This is a genomic window from Aeromonas sp. 600774, from assembly GCF_049175075.1.
GTDB lineage: Bacteria > Pseudomonadota > Gammaproteobacteria > Enterobacterales > Aeromonadaceae > Aeromonas > Aeromonas veronii_A.
In genome coordinates, this window is the sequence record NZ_JAAKUJ010000028.1 from 1 (window position 1) to 2,858 (window position 2,858).

A 2,858-nucleotide genomic window follows, 5' to 3' on the forward strand; every position below is an offset into this window, starting at 1 on the left:
GTGCCGGTTTCACCGACACTTCTTGGGGTTGTATGGTTAAGTGACTAAGCGTACATGGTGGATGCCTTGGCAGTCAGAGGCGATGAAGGACGTACTAACCTGCGATAAGCTGTGAGAAGTCGGTAAGAGACGCTATTACTCACAGATTTCCGAATGGGGAAACCCACCCGAGATAACTCGGGTATCTGTTACTGAATACATAGGTAACAGAGGCGAACCGGGAGAACTGAAACATCTAAGTACCCCGAGGAAAAGAAATCAACCGAGATTCCCTCAGTAGCGGCGAGCGAACGGGGATTAGCCCTTAAGCATCTTGGAAGTTAGTGGAACGGTCCTGGAAAGGCCGGCGATACAGGGTGATAGCCCCGTACACGAAAACAACCTTGATGTGAAATCGAGTAGGGCGGGACACGTGACATCCTGTCTGAATATGGGGGGACCATCCTCCAAGGCTAAATACTCCTGACTGACCGATAGTGAACCAGTACCGTGAGGGAAAGGCGAAAAGAACCCCTGTGAGGGGAGTGAAATAGAACCTGAAACCGTGTACGTACAAGCAGTGGGAGCCCTTCGGGGTGACTGCGTACCTTTTGTATAATGGGTCAGCGACTTACATTTTGTAGCGAGGTTAACCGTATAGGGGAGCCGTAGGGAAACCGAGTCTTAACTGGGCGTCTAGTTGCAAGGTGTAGACCCGAAACCGGGTGATCTAGCCATGGGCAGGTTGAAGGTTGAGTAACATCAACTGGAGGACCGAACCCACTAACGTTGCAAAGTTAGGGGATGACCTGTGGCTGGGGGTGAAAGGCCAATCAAACTCGGAGATAGCTGGTTCTCCCCGAAAGCTATTTAGGTAGCGCCTCGGACGAATACTACTGGGGGTAGAGCACTGTTTGGGCTAGGGGGTCATCCCGACTTACCAACCCCATGCAAACTCCGAATACCAGTAAGTAATATCCGGGAGACACACGGCGGGTGCTAACGTCCGTCGTGAAGAGGGAAACAACCCAGACCGCCGGCTAAGGTCCCAAAGTTCTGGTTAAGTGGGAAACGATGTGGGAAGGCTCAGACAGCTAGGATGTTGGCTTAGAAGCAGCCATCATTTAAAGAAAGCGTAATAGCTCACTAGTCGAGTCGGCCTGCGCGGAAGATGTAACGGGGCTCAAACCAGGCACCGAAGCCGCGGATTCACGCTAAGCGTGAGTGGTAGGGGAGCGTTCTGTAAGTCTGCGAAGGTGTATCGAGAGGTATGCTGGAGATATCAGAAGTGCGAATGCTGACGTAAGTAACGATAAAGGGGGTGAAAAGCCTCCTCGCCGGAAGACCAAGGGTTCCTGTCCAACGTTAATCGGGGCAGGGTGAGTCGACCCCTAAGGCGAGGCCGAAAGGCGTAGTCGATGGGAAGCAGGTTAATATTCCTGCACGACTTGTAATTGCGATGGGGGGACGGAGAAGGCTAGGTGGGCCAGGCGACGGTTGTCCTGGTGAAAGTGCGTAGGTGGTGTTTCTAGGCAAATCCGGAGACACAACACTGAGACACGAGACGAACGCACTACGGTGCGGAAGCCATTGATGCCCTGCTTCCAGGAAAAGCCTCTAAGCTTCAGATTACAAGTCATCGTACCCCAAACCGACACAGGTGGTCGGGTAGAGAATACCAAGGCGCTTGAGAGAACTCGGGTGAAGGAACTAGGCAAAATAGAACCGTAACTTCGGGAGAAGGTTCGCTCTTGATGGTGAAGTCCCTTGCGGATGGAGCTGTCGGGAGTCGCAGTGACCAGATGGCTGGGACTGTTTATCAAAAACACAGCACTCTGCAAACACGAAAGTGGACGTATAGGGTGTGACACCTGCCCGGTGCCGGAAGGTTAATTGATGGGGTTAGCGCAAGCGAAGCTCTTGATCGAAGCCCCGGTAAACGGCGGCCGTAACTATAACGGTCCTAAGGTAGCGAAATTCCTTGTCGGGTAAGTTCCGACCTGCACGAATGGTGTAACCATGGCCATGCTGTCTCCACCCGAGACTCAGTGAAATCGAATTCGCCGTGAAGATGCGGTGTACCCGCGGCTAGACGGAAAGACCCCGTGAACCTTTACTACAGCTTGGCACTGAACATTGAACCTACATGTGTAGGATAGGTGGGAGGCTTTGAAGGCGTGACGCCAGTTGCGCTGGAGCCGTCCTTGAAATACCACCCTTGTATGTTTGATGTTCTAACGCAGGGCCCTGAATCGGGCTCGCGGACAGTGCCTGGTGGGTAGTTTGACTGGGGCGGTCTCCTCCCAAAGAGTAACGGAGGAGCACGAAGGTTGGCTAATCCTGGTCGGACATCAGGAGGTTAGTGCAATGGCATAAGCCAGCTTAACTGCGAGACGGACAGGTCGAGCAGGTACGAAAGTAGGTCATAGTGATCCGGTGGTTCTGAATGGAAGGGCCATCGCTCAACGGATAAAAGGTACTCCGGGGATAACAGGCTGATACCGCCCAAGAGTTCATATCGACGGCGGTGTTTGGCACCTCGATGTCGGCTCATCACATCCTGGGGCTGAAGTCGGTCCCAAGGGTATGGCTGTTCGCCATTTAAAGTGGTACGCGAGCTGGGTTCAGAACGTCGTGAGACAGTTCGGTCCCTATCTGCCGTGGGCGTTGGATGATTGAAGGGAGTTGCTCCTAGTACGAGAGGACCGGAGTGAACGAACCTCTGGTGTTCGGGTTGTCACGCCAGTGGCACTGCCCGGTAGCTAAGTTCGGAATCGATAACCGCTGAAAGCATCTAAGCGGGAAGCGAGCCCTGAGATGAGTCATCCCTGACCCCTTGAGGGTCCTAAAGGGCCGTTGGAGACCACAACGTTGATAGG

Annotated in this window: 1 rRNA gene; it reads left to right on the top strand. The window is 53.5% G+C overall.

Going from position 1 to position 2,858, the window contains the following annotated elements:
* Positions 1-34 precede the first annotated feature (34 nt).
* Positions 35-2,858: ribosomal RNA gene (locus G5171_RS20210) — 23S ribosomal RNA — on the top strand; the annotation flags it as partial.